The 15,832-nt window shown below is 67.2% G+C and carries 11 protein-coding genes; 3 read left to right on the top strand and 8 right to left on the bottom strand.

The genetic code is table 11. The features are described from left to right. Positions 1-3: 3 nt before the first annotated feature. The gene (locus AC5P6E_RS12810; RefSeq protein ID WP_010480436.1) at positions 4-1,272 is read right to left on the bottom strand and encodes an efflux RND transporter periplasmic adaptor subunit; all 1,269 of its coding nucleotides are present in this window, start codon (positions 1,270-1,272) and stop codon (positions 4-6) included. Next, the gene (locus tag AC5P6E_RS12805) at positions 1,272-1,928 is read right to left on the bottom strand and encodes a TetR/AcrR family transcriptional regulator (protein ID WP_019337349.1); all 657 of its coding nucleotides are present in this window, start codon (positions 1,926-1,928) and stop codon (positions 1,272-1,274) included. Before AC5P6E_RS12805 ends, AC5P6E_RS12810 begins: the two co-directional genes overlap by 1 nt. A 250-nt stretch (positions 1,929-2,178) precedes the next feature. Here AC5P6E_RS12805 and AC5P6E_RS12800 point away from each other — a divergent pair, with 250 nt between their 5' ends. The 3 genes from AC5P6E_RS12800 (at position 2,179) to AC5P6E_RS12790 (ending at position 9,216) form a co-directional block, all read left to right on the top strand. Next, positions 2,179-7,155: an NAD-glutamate dehydrogenase gene (locus tag AC5P6E_RS12800; protein ID WP_019337348.1), complete on the top strand. Its 4,977-nt coding sequence runs from the start codon at positions 2,179-2,181 to the stop codon at positions 7,153-7,155. 295 nt (positions 7,156-7,450) lie between these two features. After that, positions 7,451-8,224, top strand: coding sequence for an NAD kinase (locus AC5P6E_RS12795; RefSeq protein WP_010480442.1), 774 nt, complete (start codon positions 7,451-7,453; stop codon positions 8,222-8,224). A 47-nt stretch (positions 8,225-8,271) separates the two neighbouring features. Further along, the gene (locus tag AC5P6E_RS12790) at positions 8,272-9,216 is read left to right on the top strand and encodes a 5'-nucleotidase (RefSeq protein WP_010480444.1); all 945 of its coding nucleotides are present in this window, start codon (positions 8,272-8,274) and stop codon (positions 9,214-9,216) included. Positions 9,217-9,350: 134 nt separating this feature from the next. Here the strand turns inward: AC5P6E_RS12790 and AC5P6E_RS12785 are convergent, their stop codons facing one another. The 6 genes from AC5P6E_RS12785 to kynU are packed head-to-tail and all read right to left on the bottom strand — an operon-like array spanning position 9,351 to position 15,721. Continuing rightward, positions 9,351-9,902, bottom strand: a complete 552-nt coding sequence (locus AC5P6E_RS12785) for a DUF2939 domain-containing protein (RefSeq protein WP_019337347.1) — start codon at positions 9,900-9,902, stop codon at positions 9,351-9,353. Positions 9,903-9,944: 42 nt separating this feature from the next. Continuing rightward, positions 9,945-10,925 (bottom strand): aldo/keto reductase, encoded by a 981-nt coding sequence (locus AC5P6E_RS12780; RefSeq protein WP_019337346.1) that lies wholly within the window; start codon positions 10,923-10,925, stop codon positions 9,945-9,947. After that, entirely contained in the window at positions 10,925-11,611 is a 687-nt protein-coding gene (locus AC5P6E_RS12775; RefSeq protein ID WP_019337345.1) for a DUF2461 domain-containing protein, read from the bottom strand. Before AC5P6E_RS12775 ends, AC5P6E_RS12780 begins: the two co-directional genes overlap by 1 nt. Beyond that, a complete protein-coding gene (sbcB, locus tag AC5P6E_RS12770) occupies positions 11,608-13,047 on the bottom strand; it encodes an exodeoxyribonuclease I (protein ID WP_019337344.1) in 1,440 nt (479 codons plus the stop codon). Before sbcB ends, AC5P6E_RS12775 begins: the two co-directional genes overlap by 4 nt. Beyond that, a complete protein-coding gene (locus AC5P6E_RS12765; protein ID WP_019337343.1) occupies positions 13,047-14,414 on the bottom strand; it encodes an FAD-dependent oxidoreductase in 1,368 nt (455 codons plus the stop codon). Before AC5P6E_RS12765 ends, sbcB begins: the two co-directional genes overlap by 1 nt. Positions 14,415-14,446: 32 nt before the next feature. Beyond that, positions 14,447-15,721, bottom strand: coding sequence for a kynureninase (gene kynU, locus AC5P6E_RS12760; protein ID WP_019337342.1), 1,275 nt, complete (start codon positions 15,719-15,721; stop codon positions 14,447-14,449). Positions 15,722-15,832: the final 111 nt, after the last annotated feature.

Raw genomic sequence — 15,832 nt, 5'->3', positions numbered from 1 at the left:
CCGTTACTGCTTGTTCGAATCGGTGGCTGCCGGCTTGGCCGCATCGGCCTGCTCGGGCTTGGCCGCGTCGGCCGGTGCCTTGCCTGCGGCCGGTGCCGCGCCCGCCGGAGCGGCGCCGCCTGCGGCAGGCTTGCCGTTGGCGTCCTGCCCCGGGGTCCACGGCTTGGCGACTGCCGGTGCGCCTTCCTTGACCTTCTGCACGCCGGCCACGATCACCTTGTCACCGGCGGCCAGGCCGTCGCTGACCAGCCAGTTGCCGTTCTGCGCACCGTCGGTCTTCACGTTCTTGCGGATGACCTTGCCGTCGGCACCGACCACCATCACGTAGCCGCCGGTGGTGTCACGCAGCAGTGCCTGCTGCGGCACCAGGTAGGCGTTGTTGCGCTCGCCCAGGTTGGCCTGGAAGCTGACGAAGGCACCCGGCAGCAGGATCTGCTGCGGGTTCGGCAGCAGCGCACGCAGCGACACCGCGCCGGTGGCCGGGTCGACCGTGGTCGAAGAGAAGTCCAGCGTGCCCGGCTCGCTGTAAGTGGTGCCGTCGGCCAGCTTGACGTTGACCGTGGCCTTGCCGTCACCCGACAGCGCCAGCGCGCCCTTGGCCTGCTGCGCACGCAGCTGGGTCAGCTCATCCACGCTCAGCGAGAAGTTCACGTACAGCGGGTCGAGCTGGTCGACGGTGGTCAGCAGGGTCACATCGCCCTGGCCGACCAGTGCGCCCTCGGTGACCTGCTGCTTGTTGGCCACGCCACTGATCGGTGCGGTCACTTCGGTATAGCCCAGGCTGATGCGCGAGGAGGTCACCGCCGCTTCGGCCTGCTTGACCGCGGCCAGCGCGGTGCGTTCGGCCGATTCGGCGTTGTCCAGGTCGGATTTGGAGACGAACTGCTGCGGCGCCAGCGAACGGGCGCGGTCGGCGGCCACCTTGGCATTGGCGTAGGTGGCGCGGGCCGAAGCCAGCTGGGCCTCGGAGGCGTTGAGCGAGGCACGCAGCGGCGCCGGGTCGATCAGGAACAGGGGTTGCCCCTGCTTGACCTGGGAGCCTTCCTGGTAGACGCGCTTGAGCAGTACGCCCGGCACGCGCGCACGCACGTCGGCGCTGCGGAACGGCGACAGGCGGCCGACCAGCTCACGCTGCAGCGGCAGGGTCTGCGGCTTGGCGTCGATCACGCCCACCTCCGGCGGCGGGGGCGTCTGCTGTTCCGGCTTCTTGCAGGCAGCCAGCGCGACAGCAACGGCGCACGTCAAGGCAAGGGTGCGGAGTGGGGCGGTCATCAGGAGGAACTCCGGGGTTGGTTTGAAGACGGGGCCGGCGACGGCCGAGGCGCGAAGGCGCGCAGGAAGCTGTCGACGGAGAACTCTGCCCAGCGCCGACGCAGCTGCGCGTCATCACGATGGGGGGTATGGAAGCGCTGTTTGTCGAAATCCTGACCGGCGATCATGCTCAGCAGCAGTTCGGCCATGAAGTGCGGGTCGTCATGCCGGAGCTGGCCTCGCATGCAAACGGTTTCAATCCATTCAGCAAGATGAAGCGTCAGCGCGCCGGCACCATGCCGGTACAGCGTACGCGCCTCTTCGGGAAACTGGGATGCATCGGCGGCGATCAGCCGACAGGCCTGGCCCACGTGCGGTTGGTTGAAGTGCTCCAGAAAGTCGGTGGCGAACTGGAGCAGGCTGGCACGCAGGTCGTCAGTGCGGAGTGCACGAACCATGGCGCCGGTGGCGTGGCCGACGTGGCGCTGCATCACCCGGCGCAGCAGTTCCTGCTTGCTGCCGTAACGCGAGTACAGGGTCTGCTTGGAGCAGCCGGCGTGCTGGGCCACCGCATCCATGCTCATCTGCATGCCCTGCTGGGCCAGCAGCTCGCGCACGGCATCGAACACGCGCTCATCGCGTGCGTCGAGGGCAACGGGGAGGTAGGCCGGATTCACGCGGTGGACTATACCGTCCAGTTCAGGATTGTGGAATCGAATCGGTGTCGCCGCGTGTGTCTTCCGGTAACACGCTTTGCCGATCCTGTCGGCAGTGCTGAAGCGGGCGCCAGCACCATACCGGTGCGAACTGAATAGGCGTCTAAACCGCAGCAAACCCGAATCTGGTTATTCCGTCCTGCAGCAAGGCCTTTTCGTGCGGTAGGGCTACAATTTCATTTTCCCAACTGAGCAAGCGCATCGCTCTGCCATGAAACCGCAAAAAACCGCAGCCAAGACCGTGAAAAACAAGACCAAACCAGCAGAAGCGGAGGTCGCAGTGACCGCTGGTTTCTCCCTGGAGCCGGTGTACACGGCCTTGCGCAAGCGCTACCCCGCGGCCGCACAGGCCGAAGCAGTGGCATTTGCCACTGACTTCTACAAGCGCATGGAGTCGGACGAGTTCCCGCACCACAGCGCTGAAGAGTGGGCCGCTCTCGCGGCTGAGACGCTGGAATTTGCCCGTGCCCGCAAGGCCGGCAAGGCCAACGTCCGCGTGTTCAATCCGACCGCGAAGGCCAACGGTTGGGAGTCGCCGCACACCGTGCTGCAGATCGTCAACGACGACATGCCGTTCCTGGTCGACACCGTCACCATGTCGCTGGCCGAACAGGGCGTGGGTGTCCACGTGCTGGGCCACCCGGTGCTGCGTTTCACCCGCGACAAGGCCGGCAAGCTGGTCAAGGTCGGCGAAGGCGATGCCGAGTCGGTGATGCTGCTGGAGATCGACCGCCAGCCGGCCGACGCCATGGCGGCCATCGAGCAGGCCATCAACAAGGCGCTGGACGAAGTGCGTGCGATCGTGCGCGACTGGCAGCCGATGAAGGACAAGGCGCTGGCACTGGCCGACGACCTGGGCAGCCGCCAGCTGCCGGTTGACGATGCGTCGCGCAAGGAAGCACAGGAATTCCTGCGCTGGGCCGCCGACAACCACTTCACCTTCTTCGGCTACCGCGAGTACCGCGTCGAGAAGCAGGGCAAGGAAGAGGTGCTGGCGCCGCTGAACGACACCGGCCTGGGCCTGATGCGCGGCAAGGACAAGTCCGCCGCCCGTCCGGTCAAGACGCTGGCCGCGCAGGGCCTGAACACCACGTCCGGCCTGAAGGACGCGCTGATCCTGACCAAGACCAATGCCCGTTCGCGGGTGCACCGCGCCGGTTACATGGACTACATCGGCGTGCTGGAATTCGACGCCAAGGGCAAGATCATCGGCGAGCAGCGCTTCCTTGGCCTGTTCACCTCCAGCGCGTACAACCGTCGCCCGTGGGAAATCCCGCTGGTGCGCCAGCGCCACGAGCACGTGATGAAGCAGTCCGGCCTGGCTCCGGCCAGCCACAGCGGCAAGGCCCTGCGCCACATCCTGGAAACCCTGCCGCGCGAAGAACTGTTCCAGTCCAGCGAGGACGAACTGTTCCGCACCGCGATGGGCGTGCTGGGCCTGCAGGAGCGCGTGCGCAGCCGCCTGTTCCTGCGCCGCGACAAGTACAGCCGTTTCATCTCCGCGCTGGTCTACCTGCCGCGCGAGCGCTTCAACACCGACGTGCGCCTGCGCATCGAAGCGATGCTGAAGGACGCGCTGCACGGCGAGTACGTGGACAGCTCGGTGGTGCTGGGCGAATCGCCGCTGGCCCAGGTGCACCTGATCGTGCGCCCGAAGCCTGGCGAAATGCTCGACGTCGATACCGCCGAACTGGAGCAGAAGCTGGCCCAGGTGCTGCGCAACTGGCAGGACGACCTGCGTGAAGCGCTGGTGTCCCGCCATGGCGAGACCGAAGGCCTGCGCATCGCCGCCCGCATCGGCAAGGCGCTGCCGGCCGGCTACATCGAAGACAACAGCACCGCGGTTGCCGCCAACGATGTCAGCCAGCTCGACGCCCTGACCGGCCCGGACGACCTGCGCCTGAGCCTGCAGGCCGTGCCGCGCGAAAGCGGCGATGGCCTGCGCCTGAAGCTGTATCGCCAGCTGGACGACATTCCGCTGTCGGATGCGCTGCCGATGATGGAAAACATGGGCCTGCGCGTGATCGCCGAGCGTCCGTACCGCCTGTCGGTCGACAACGCGCCGGTGTACGTGCAGGACTTCGAGGTGGAATCGACCGCCGGCGCGATCGATGCCGCCAGCGTCGATGAAGCCTTCGGCGAGACCTTCGCCCGCGTCTGGCACGGCGATGCCGAGAACGATGGCTTCAACCGCCTGGTGCTGGCTGCCGGCCTGCATTGGCGCCAGGTCGCCATGCTGCGTGGCTACTGCAAGTACCTGCTGCAGACCGGCGTGCCGTTCTCGCAGGCCTACGTGGAAGGCACCTTCGCGCGCTACCCGCTGCTGGCCCGCCTGCTGGTCGAGCTGTTCGAAGCGCGCTTCGATCCGGCCACCGGCCACGAGAGCAAGGACGACATCGCTGCCGGCCAGGCCCAGCTGAAGGCCCACTTCGATGTGCTGGCTGCTGGCGACGACGCCACCCTGAAGGTGCTCAAGACCGTGGTCGACGCCCGCAAGGGTGACCGCGACGCACAGATGCAGGCTGCGCGCGATGCGCTGCTGAAGCTGATGGACCGCGTGTCCAGCCTGGACGAGGACCGCATCCTGCGCTCGTTCATGGGTGTGATCGACGCGACCCTGCGTACCAGCTACTACCAGACCGATGCCAACGGCCAGCACGGCCACGTCATCAGCTTCAAGTTCGATTCGGCGCTGGTGCCGGACCTGCCGAAGCCGCGCCCGTACCGCGAAATCTTCGTCTACGGCCCGCGCGTGGAAGGTACCCACCTGCGCTTCGGCGCCGTGGCCCGTGGTGGCCTGCGCTGGTCGGATCGTCGCGAAGACTTCCGTACCGAAGTGCTGGGCCTGGTCAAGGCGCAGATGGTCAAGAACACCGTCATCGTGCCGGTCGGCGCGAAGGGTGGCTTCTTCGCCAAGATGCCGCCGGTGAATGGCGATCGCGATGCGATCTTCGCCAACGGCGTGGCCTGCTACAAGCTGTTCATCCAGGGTCTGCTGGACATCACCGACAACATCGTCAACAACAAGATCGTGCCGCCGGTGGATGTCGTGCGCCACGACATGGACGATCCGTACCTGGTGGTGGCCGCCGACAAGGGCACCGCGACCTTCTCCGACATCGCCAACGGCCTGGCCATTGCGCACGGCTTCTGGATGGGCGATGCATTCGCCTCCGGTGGTTCGGTCGGTTACGACCACAAGGGCATGGGCATCACCGCACGCGGTGCGTGGGAGTCGGTCAAGCGCCACTTCCGTGCGCTGGGTCGTGACAGCCAGAGCCAGGACTTCACCGCGGTCGGCGTCGGCGACATGTCCGGCGACGTGTTCGGCAACGGCATGCTGCTGTCGCGCCACATCCGCCTGGTCGCTGCATTCGACCACCGCCACATCTTCCTGGACCCGAACCCGGATGCGGCCACCACGTTCGTCGAACGTGAGCGCCTGTTCACCGTGCCGCGTTCGAGCTGGGCGGACTACGATGCCAAGCTGATCAGCAAGGGCGGCGGCGTGTATCCGCGCAGCCTGAAGTCGATCGAGATCACCCCGCAGGTGCGTGAAGCGCTGGGCCTGGACGACAACGTCAAGGCGCTGTCGCCGAACGATCTGATGAGCGCGATCCTGAAGGCACCGGTCGACCTGCTGTGGAACGGCGGCATCGGTACCTACGTGAAGGCTGCCAGCGAGCAGCACAGCGATGTCGGCGACCGCGCCAACAACGCGCTGCGCGTGAATGGTGGCGAGCTGCGCTGCAAGGTAGTGGGCGAGGGCGGCAACCTGGGCATGACCCAGCTGGGCCGCATCGAAGCCGCGCAGGCCGGCGTGCTGCTCAACACCGACTTCATCGACAACTCGGCCGGTGTCGACACCTCCGACCATGAAGTCAACATCAAGATCCTGCTCAATGATGTGGTGCGGGCCAAGAAGCTGACCGTCGAGCAGCGCAACAAGCTGCTGGCCTCTATGACCGATGAAGTCGCAGAGCTGGTGCTGAATGACAACTACCGCCAGAACCAGGCCCTGAGCCTGATGGAGCGGATGGCGGTCAAGCGCCTGGGTTCCAAGCAGCACTTCATCCGTACCCTGGAACAGCAGGGGCTGCTCGACCGCCAGATCGAGTTCCTGCCGTCCGACGCCGAGCTGTCCCAGCGCAAGGCACGTGGCCAGGGCCTGACCCGTCCGGAACTGTCGGTGCTGCTGTCCTACTCCAAGCTGGTGGCGTTCAACCAGCTGCTGGATTCGGACATCCCGGAAGATCCGTACCTGTCCAAGGAGCTGCAGCGCTACTTCCCGACCCCGCTGCAGAAGAAGTACGCCGACGCGATGGAGCGTCACCGCCTGAAGCGCGAAATCATCGCCACGGCCGTGACCAACCAGACCATCAACCGCATGGGCGCTACCTTCCTGATGCGCATGCAGGAAGACACCGGCCGTTCCATCGCCGAGGTCGCCAAGGCCTACACCATCAGCCGCGAAACGCTGGATGCACGCGCGCTGTGGGCGCAGATCGATGCCCTCGACGGCAAGGTGCCGGAGTCGGTGCAGATCGATGCGCTGGAAGTGATCTGGAAGCTGCAGCGCTCGTTCGTGCGCTGGCTGCTGTCGCGCCCGGGTGCGATGCCGGGCATCACCGAAGCGGTCAACCGCTACCAGGGTCCGTTCAACGACATCCGCGTTGCTTCGGGTGTGCTGCCGGATTCGCAGCGTCCGACCTACGAAGCCCTGGTGGCCGAGTGGAAGGAGAAGGGCCTGCCGTCCGCACTGGCGCAGCAGCTGGCCGAACTGCACTTCCTGGAGCCGGCGTTCGACATCATCGAACTGGCCCGCACCCGCAAGCTGAAGCCGGTGGACGTGTCCAAGGTCCACTTCCGCCTGGGCGATGCCCTGCAGCTGCCGTGGCTGTTCGAGCAGGTCGATGCGCTGGAGGTCAATGGCCGCTGGCACGCCGTGGCACGTGGCGTGCTGCGTGACGAACTGGCCGCCAACCACCGCAACCTGGCCGGCCAGGTGCTGGGCACCAAGGGCAGCAGCGCGGAGGCCAAGGTCGCAGCCTGGATGGGCCGTGACGACAACAGCCTGCGCTTCACCCTGGCGATGCTGGCCGAACTGGCCGAGCAGAAGACCCTGGACTACCCGACCGTTTCGGTCGCAGTCCAGCGCCTGGGCCAGCTGGCCGCGCACGGTGCGTAAGTGATGTAACGCCGGGCGCTGCCCGGCATGCGTGAAACACAGCGGCCCCGCGAAAGCGGGGCCGTTCTGTTTTTGCCTGTCTATTCTGCGATCACTGACCCGACGCCGGCTGTCGACCTGTCAGGTGGATGTCCGGCCCGTCCGCCGGGACCGTGAGCGCCATGGATGGCGCGACCGAGCCCCCAGGGATGGGGTTACGGCGTGTCCCGGCGGACGGGCCGGTCATCCGCCCAGCGGAGTCCAACCTCCGGCGCTCGGTTATGCTCTCCCTCATGCCTTCCCCCCGGATCCACCGATGAGCGACACCCCCCGCATCGCTTTCCTGGCCAGCACCACCGAACCTGCGCAGATGGCTCGCGCGGCGATGATTTCGCGTTATGGCGATCACACGCCGGAGCAGGCCGACGTACTGTGCCCGCTGGGTGGCGACGGCTTCATGCTGCAGACCCTGCACCGGCACGGGCACCTGGGCAAGCCGGTGTTCGGCATGAAGCTGGGCACGGTCGGTTTCCTGATGAACCAGTACCGTGGCGACGATGACGTGCAGGCCCGCATTGCGCGCGCCGAACCGGCCAACCTGCGCCCGCTGGAAATGGTCGCGCTGACCGAATCGGGCACCAGTACCGGTTCGCTGGCCTACAACGATGTCTCGCTGCTGCGGCAGACCCGGCAAGCCGCGCATATCGGCATCGACCTGAACGGCCAGGAGCGCGTGGCTGAACTGATCGGCGACGGCGTGCTGGTGGCCACCCCGGCCGGCAGCACCGCCTATAACTATTCCGCGCATGGCCCGGTGCTGCCGCTGGGCTCGCACACCATCGCGCTGACGCCGTTGGCGCCCTATCGCCCACGGCGCTGGCGCGGCGCGATCCTGAAGGCGGATACCGAAGTGCGCTTCCGCGTGCTTGATCCGTACAAGCGTCCGGTCAGCGTGACCGCCGATTCGCACGAGACCCGCGACGTGGTCGAGGTGACCATCCGCGAGTCGAAGGACCGCCGCGTGACCCTGCTGTTCGACCCGGAGCACAATCTGGAAGACCGGATCCTGAGCGAACAGTTCGTTTTTTGAGGACAATAGGCGGCCGGCCATGCCGACCGCTTGAAGGACCCCCACCGATGGGCGACAACTCCCCCCGTTTGCTGACCGTCGCGGTGACCTCGCGCGCGCTGTTCGACCTCGAGGAAAGCCACGCGTTGTTCGAGAGCGATGGCGTGGCGGCCTATGCCGAGTTCCAGCGTCAGCACGAAGACGACATCCTCGGCCCGGGTGTGGCGTTCCCGGTGGTGCGCAAGCTGCTGGCACTGAACCAGGGCGCCAGTCCAGAGAACCCGCGGGTCGAGGTGATCCTGCTGTCGCGGAACTCGGCCGATACCGGCCTGCGCATTTTCAACTCGATCCAGCACTACGGCCTTGGCATCATCCGCGCGACGTTCACCGCCGGCGAGCCGACCTGGCCCTACGTGAAGCCGTTCGGAACCGACCTGTTCCTGTCGGCCAACCCGGAATCAGTGCGCAGCGCGCTGCGCCATGGCATCGCCGCGGCCACCATCCTGCCCAAGCCGCCCGGCGAAACCGCCGCGGCGGCAGCCGATCAGATCGACATCACCCGGCCGGCCGGGCAGCTGCGCATCGCCTTCGACGGTGATGCGGTGATCTTCGGTGATGAGAGCGAGCGCATTTCGCGCGAGCAGGGCGTGGAAGCGTTTGGCCGCCACGAGCGCGAACGTGCCCGGGAACCGCTCAGTGGCGGCCCGTTCCGCGGCTTCCTGTCGGCCCTGCATACGCTGCAGGAAGTCTTCCCGGCCGGCGAAAGCGCACCGATCCGCACCGCATTGGTGACCGCACGCTCGGCACCGGCGCACGAGCGGGTGATCCGCACCCTGCGCGAGTGGGGCGTGCGCCTGGACGAGGCGCTGTTCCTCGGCGGCCGCCACAAGGGCCCGTTCCTGCAGGCGTTCGGCGCCGACATCTTCTTCGATGATTCGCAGCACAACATCGACAGCGCCCGCGAGCATGTGGCCGCCGGCCACGTACCGCACGGCGTCGCCAACGAAGGCTGAAGCCATGCCGGGTAGGTGCCGACCTCGGTTGGCACTGCCATGCATCGGCGCCCACCAAGGTGGGCATCTACCAGAGCCGCATGCCCCGGTAGTTGCCAACCTAGGTCGGCATCGCCCTCAGGCCCCGGGTACGATCAAGGGCTGCCCGACATCCCCAGCTGCAGGTCCACCACCTTCCAGCGCAGGCCCTGCGGCTCCAGCACGACCTTCATCGGCGCCTGGCCGGGGCCGCGATCGACATCGATCACGAAGCGGTCCAGCGCTTCGAAATGATGCTCGGCATTCTTCAGCGGTCGCGCCGGCTCGGTCGGGCCGAAGGCATCGCCGCCCTGCAGTTCATTGCGGCCGCGCTTCCATAGCACGTGGCCCTGCAGCATCGCGCCGATACCGGTTGGGGTCACCATGGTGTCCACCGCGGCACCGCCTAGCTGGTCGCCCAACCCATACAGCAGGGCACCGAAGGGACTGGCCGCCACATCCGGGCCGGCCTGGCGCACCAGGTAGTCGTTGAGCTGCGCCCGCAGGCTGCTGCGCACGCGCGGGAAATCCACATAGCGCTCCAGGCGTGCGGTGTCGCGCTGTTCAATGGCCTGGGACAGCCCGCGCACGGTCATGTAGGGGCCACCGAACCACCAGGCGGCCAAGGCCAGGACCAGCAGCACAACGAGTACTGTGAGTTTCTTCATGCCGCACAGACTGCCGCAACCGCAGCGGCATGGGGTGAAGACTCAATGACTGGGTGATCCGCGCCCATCACCGAAGGCGTTCACAAGCTGCTGGCGTTCGGCTGCGGTCAGTGCCTCAAGCCGCGTCGCCAGCACTTCGTCCAGGCTGACGGTGCGGGTGGTGCCGAGGATGCCGCTGGCCACGCCGGGATGGCCCAGGGCGTAGGCAAACGCGGTCTGGGCGGGGCGCTGGCTGCGGATGGTAGCGATGGCGTGGCGCATCCGGCGTGCACTGTGCATCAGTGCGCGGCTGCTTGGCTTGAGCCAGGCTCTGGCCAGGTACCAGGCGTCGGCCGGGCGCGGCAGGCGGGCGCGTGACGGCAGCAGATGGCCCTGCGCCAGCACGGTGCCGGCGAGCACGCCGATGCCCGCCGCGTGCAACTGGTCGATCAGCGGTTCACGGTCCTGCTGCAGGGCGTTGTAGTCCAGAAGCACCACATCGAACAGCATGGGATGGTCGATCATCCAGCACAGGGTCGACGCCGTGTGCGTATTGATGCCGGTGTGCCGGATCAGCCCGCGTTCGCGCAGTCGCTGCAGTGCGGCCAGCAGGTCATCGTTGATGTCGTGCTGGCTGGCACCGTGCAGCTGGTAGATATCGAGGTAATCCAGTCCGAGGTTGCGCAGCGAGGCTTCGCAGCTGGCGGTGATGGCGGCGGGCGAGAAATTGCGCTGCTCGGCGCCGCTGATGCCGGCCTGGCCGGTCAGCGTGCCGCCCTTGCTGGAGATCACCAGCGACTCGCGCGGGTATCGCTTCAGCAACGGGCGCAGGATGCGGCCCAGCCGCGGCTCGGCGTGGAAACCGGAGTAGTTGTGACCGGTGTCCAACAGGTTGACGCCCTGTGCCAGTGCATGCTCGACCACGTGCGCGGCCGACTGTTCCGGGAACCGGCGATGCCCCCAGAAGCCGGAACAGCCCAGGCCCACCGGCGAAACCGCCAGCCCGGTGCGGCCCAGCGTGCGGCGTTGGTGCGCCAACGGCATCAGAATTCCAGGTCCAGCGCCGCGCACAGATAGTCGACGAACGGGCCCAGCCCGGCCAGATCCCTGCCGAGCGTGGACAGCAGGCGCGGGCCGGTCATGGTGGCGTCGTCCAGTGAGCGCCACATCACCCAGTTGCGATGCTTGAGGTCGTCGATGAACTCGAAATCGGCCGGGAAGCCGCGCGGTGCACGCACCAGTTTTTCGCTCTCCTCGAAGTCGAAGCGCTTGCGCAGCGCGGGAGCATGCGCGGCCGCCTTCCAGCTGCCCGGGTTGTCGAGGATGAAGTGGCGCACGCGGCGCTGGGTCTCCGGTTCTGGATGCCACAGGCCGGCGCCAACGAAGCTCTCGCCCGGTTGCAGGTGCACGTAGAACGAAGGCGCGGCCACTTCGCGGCGGCGCTCATGGAACAGGCGCGCACCCTGCCAGGTTTTGTACGGGGATTTGTCGTTGGAGAAGCGCGCGTCGCGGTGGATGCGGAACAGCGAGCCACCGACGCCACGGGTATCGGCGCGGAAGTGGTCGCTGATCTCCGCCAGCGCTGGCTGCAGGTCACCCAGCAGGCGCAGGAACGGCTGCCGGACGTGGTCTTCATACTGCTGGCGGTGATCGTTGAACCATGCCTTTTCGTTATGCCGCGCCAGGCTGCGCAGGAACTTGAAGCTGGCGTCCGAGAAATAGGTACTCACAAGGTCTCCTGCAGCTGCTGGCCCCAGTCGCGCAGCGATTGCAGCAGGGCCTGGCGCCGGGTGTCATCGGGCGCTTCGGCGGCCAGTGCATCGAGCTGCTGCTGGTACTGGGGCAGGTTGAGTTCGCCCAGGCCGCCGTCTCCGAGCAGGCGCTGGCGGCGGTAATCCTGCCAGCGCTGGCGTTCAGGCGGCGCGAGGCTGTCGGGATGATTGCGCGCGCGGTAGCGGAACAGCAGTTCGGGCAGGCGCGGGTCGCGGAAGCGGCCTTCCAGCGCGGCCAGCTGTTCCGGCGCGGTGGTGCGGGCCAGCGCCAGCAGCGGCTTGTCGCCATTGCCGAGGAAGCCGTCGTACAGCGAGGCATCGACGTCGGCCACGGTGGCCGCACGGGGCTGGTTGTAGACCTGGCGCGCCTTCTCGGCCAGCTGCGGGGCGAACGCGCGCAGGCGCTCGACCTTGGCCTCGATCGCGGCCACGTCCAGGCCGAGTCGCGCGTGGTCATCGGCGCGCAGGTGGTTCCAGGCGATCAGTGCTGGCACCTTGTTCAGATGCACTTCCTTCAGTGGCACCCGCGCCGCGCCTTCGGGCAGTTCGCTGGCGCGCATGTACAGGCGCTGTGCGATCACCTCGGCCGGCAGTGCCAGCAGGTCGTCGATGTCGCCATCCAGGTCGAACACGATCACGCGGTTGTTGATGGTGGGATGCACGGCCAAGGGCAGCACCGGCGCCGCGCACAGGCGACTGGCGGGGTAGCGCATGGAAATGTGCAGCACGGGTTTCATCGCGGTCACGTCCAGCAGGCTGCCGACGAAGCGCTTGTCGCGCAGCTTCAGCGCGTACTCCCACAGCCGCGGCTGCGACTGCTTGAACAGGCGTGCCATGCCGATGGTGGCGCGCACGTCGGACAGCGCTTCGTGCGCGTCGCCCTCGCGCACGTTGTTGGCCTCGGCCAGGTGCTCGAGCTTGAACGAGGTGGCGCCGTCCTCGCGCAGCGGCCACTGGATGCCGTCCGGACGCATCGCGCGCATGAGTCGCAGCATGTCCAGCAGGTCCCAGCGCGAATTGCCGTTGCGCCACTCGCGTTCGTAGGGGTCATGGAAGTTACGGAACAGGCCGTAGCGGACGAATTCATCGTCGAAGCGCAGGGTGTTGTAGCCCAATGCGCAGGTGCCGGGACGCGACAGCTGCTCGTTGATACGGTCGAAGGCTTCGGCCTCGCTGATGCCCTCGGCCAGGGCCTGCTGCGGGGTGATGCCGGTGACCAGGGTGGCCATCGGCGAGGGCAGCAGGTCGTCGGCCGGGCGCACGAAGAAACTGACCGGGGTATCGATCTCGTTGAGGTCGGCGTCGGTACGGATGGCGGCGTACTGGGAGATGCGCGTGCGTCGCGGGTCCTGGCCGAAGGTTTCCAGATCGTAGAACAGGAAGCTGTCAGCCATCAGTGCGCGCCCTCCAGGATCGGCAGCTGCGCGTGGATCTGCGCTTCCAGTGCCGTCCAGTCGATGTTGTCCAGTGAGTGGTGACCTGCAGTGGCCGCCACCAGCATCTCGCGCTGCAGTTCGGTGCGGCGCAGCGCCTCGGCGTAGGGCGTGTGCAGGAAAGTGACCATCGTGTAATGCGGTACGAAGCGGGTCGGCCAGCGCCGCTGCAGTTCCTGCTCCAGGTCGCGCTGCAGAAGGAACGCAGGATCGGCCACGCGGTCGCGCATCTCCAGGTAGTTCTCCAGCGCCATCTGCTGGATGGCACGTGCATTCGGCTTGCGCTCGGCTTCGAACGCAGCGAACGCACCTTCCAGATCATCGGCCTCCATCAGGTGACGGGCCAGCGCAACGCAATCCTCGAACGCGCAGTTCATGCCCTGGCCGTGGAACGGCACCATCGCATGCGCAGCATCGCCGATCAGTACGGCGCGGCCCTGCTGATGCCATCGGTCCAGGGTGAGCGTGCCGAGCAGGCCCGGGGGGTGCTGTTCCCAGTCCGCGCGCAGGTTCGGGATCAACGGCAGGGTGTCGGCGAACTCGCGCGCGAACAGCGCCTCGGCCTGTACGCCGGTGTTGACCGTGGCGAAGCTGGGCTCGCCCTGGTTGGGCAGGAACAGGGTGACGGTGAAGGTGCCTTCGTGGTTGGGCAGGGCGATGCACATGTAGTGGCCGCGCGGCCAGATGTGCAGTGCGTTGCGCTCGATGCGGAAGCTGCCATCTGCGGCCGGCGGGATCTCCAGCTCCTTGTAGGAGTGGTCGAGGAAGGCGATGTCCTCGCCCAGCGGCGCACGCCGGTTCATCGCCGCGCGCAGCGCCGAGCCGGCGCCGTCGGCACCGATCAGGGTGTCGAAGCGGATGTCGTGCGGGCTGTCGTCGCGATCATCGATGAAGCGCGCGTAGCCGGCATCGAAATCGACGGTGTGCAGGCGGCGATGGAAGTGCACGGTGGCGCCGGCCTGTTCGGCCAGTTCCAGCAGTGTGGTGTTCAGGTCGCTGCGGTGGATCGACCAGATCACTTCGCTGTCATCACGGCCATAGCGCTGCAGCTGCGGTTCGCCTTCGCGCGGGTGCACCATGCGCCCGCGCATCATCACCGCGCGCGCCATCACCTCGTCTTCCACGCCGGCCTGGCGCAGCGCATTGCGCCCACGCTCGGCCAGCGCCAGGTTGATCGAGCGGCCGCTCTCGTAGTCGGCCACGCGCGGATCGCCGCGGCGCTCGTACAGGGTGATGCGCCAGCCTTGGCGTGACAGCAGGATGGCCAGCAGGGACCCGGCAAGGCCGGCACCGATAATGCTCAACGAGCGGGAAGCGTGTGCGATCAACGAACTGTCCAGCAGTAGGGGAAGGGGTCGGCCTAGAGGCCGGCCCAGGCTTCCACTTCCTCGACGAAGTGGTGCACGTCCAGGTAGCGGTTGTAGAGCGGGGTGGGCGAAATACGGATCACGTCGGGTTCGCGCCAATCGCCGAGCACGCCGATGCCGCGCAGGTGTTCGAACAGTGCGCGGCCACGTTCGCGGCCCCCGATCACGCGCAGCGACAACTGACAGCCGCGACGCTGCGGGTCGGCCGGGGTGATGATGTCCAGCACCTGCGGCAGGCGCGCGCGTACGAGTGCTTCGAGCATGCCGGTGAGTGCCAGCGATTTGCTGCGCAGCGCGTCCATGCCGGCACGCTCGAACAGCTCCAGCGAGGCACGCAGCGGTGCCAGGCCGAGGATCGGCGGGTTGCTCAGCTGCCAGCCTTCGGCGCCGATGGCCGGGGTGAACTGTGGTGCCATCTGGAAGCGAGTGGACTCTTCATGGCCCCACCAGCCGGCGAAACGCGGAAGGCTGGTGTCGCGATGGTGGCGCTCGTGCACGAAGGCGCCGGCAACCGCGCCAGGGCCGCTGTTGAGGTACTTGTAGTGGCACCACACGGCGAAGTCGGGTGCGATGTCATGCAGGCGCAGCGGCAGGTTGCCGACCGAGTGCGCCAGGTCGAAGCCGATGCGTGCGCCCTGCAGGCGGGCGGCACGGGTGATCGCATCGAGGTCGAAAGCCTGGCCGGTGCGGTACTGCACGCCCGGCCACAGCACCAGCGCCAGGCGCGGGCCGTGTTCGGCGATGGCGTGCTCGATCGCGGCCAGCGAGATCGTGCCGTTGGCCTCGTCCGGCTGCACTTCCACCAGGCACTCGGCCGGGTCGAAACCATGGAAGCGGATCTGTGCTTCCACCGCATGACGGTCGGTCGGGAATGCACCGGCCTCCATCAGGATCACCGGGCGCTCGGCCGTTGGCCGGTAGAAGCTGACCATCATCAGGTGCAGGTTCACGCTCAGCGTGTTCATGGCCACCACCTCGCTGGGCAGCGCACCAACCACGCGGGCCAGCTGCGCGCTCACCAGACGGTGGTAGGACAGCCACTGCGTCGGGCCGGTGAAGTGGCCTTCCACGGCCAGCTCGCCCCACTGCTTCATCACTTCCTGCACGGCCGCCTGTGCGCCACGCGGCTGCAGCCCCAGCGAGTTGCCGACGAAGTAGGTCTGCTCGCCGCCACCATGGCGCGGAATCAGGAATTCATTGCGCAGCGGGCGCAGCGGATCGGCGGCGTCCAGGGCGATGGCGTGGGTGCGGCTGAGCAGGTCGGACATGGTCGGGCAACAGGCTGCAACGGGACCGCCAGTGTAGCGCTTGGCGGCGTGCCTGCCGCCGAACCTGTAGAGCCGAGCCCATGCTCGGCTGCCGGGCCACGAAGCCGAGCA

Source organism: Stenotrophomonas sp. YJH_SMC_16, from assembly GCF_059367875.1.
The sequence above is the reverse complement of the archived record's forward strand: the minus strand, read 5'-3'. Positions and strand labels throughout refer to the sequence as shown.